The 522-nt window shown below is 50.6% G+C and carries 1 protein-coding gene; it reads left to right on the forward strand.

Translation table 11 applies throughout. The features are described 5' to 3' along the window. Nucleotides 1–522 (forward strand): GAF domain-containing protein (locus tag AB3R30_RS26965; RefSeq protein WP_458652282.1); only part of this gene is annotated, 522 nt, incomplete at both ends.

Below are 522 nucleotides of genomic sequence, written 5' to 3' on the forward strand. Positions count from 1 at the left end.
TTGCCCATCAAAAACTTCAGCAGTCGGAACAAACCCTGCAAACAATTGTCACCGGAACTGCATCTGTCACTGGCGAAGAATTTTTTCCAGTGCTGGTGCAAAATCTAGCGACGGCTTTAGAGGTGCCCTATGTTCTCGTCTCAGAGATGATCAGCCACCAGCCTAAGACATTGAAAACATTGGCATTTTGGGCAAAGGAACAAGCAATGGCACCCTTTGTCTATGAACTGCCGGGAACTCCCTGTGGAGCGGTGGTCGATCAGGCAGGACTATGCAGCTATCCGGCTCAAGTTCAAGAATCTTTCCCAACGGCAGCCCCGTTAAAAGCGTTGAATGCTGATTGTTATGTCGGCACACCGTTATTGGATGATGCGCAGCAGGTGATGGGGGTACTGTGTATTCTGAGCGATCGTCCCCTAGAAAACGAGGAAAATGCCAGGGCGATGATCACCATTTTTGCTGCCAGAGCCGCTGCTGAATTACAACGCCAGCGGGTGGAGTCTGCCCTACAACGGTCTTATG

Source organism: Sivoneniella epilithica UHCC 1019, from assembly GCF_040830845.1.
Classification (GTDB): domain Bacteria; phylum Cyanobacteriota; class Cyanobacteriia; order Leptolyngbyales; family Leptolyngbyaceae; genus ULC077BIN1.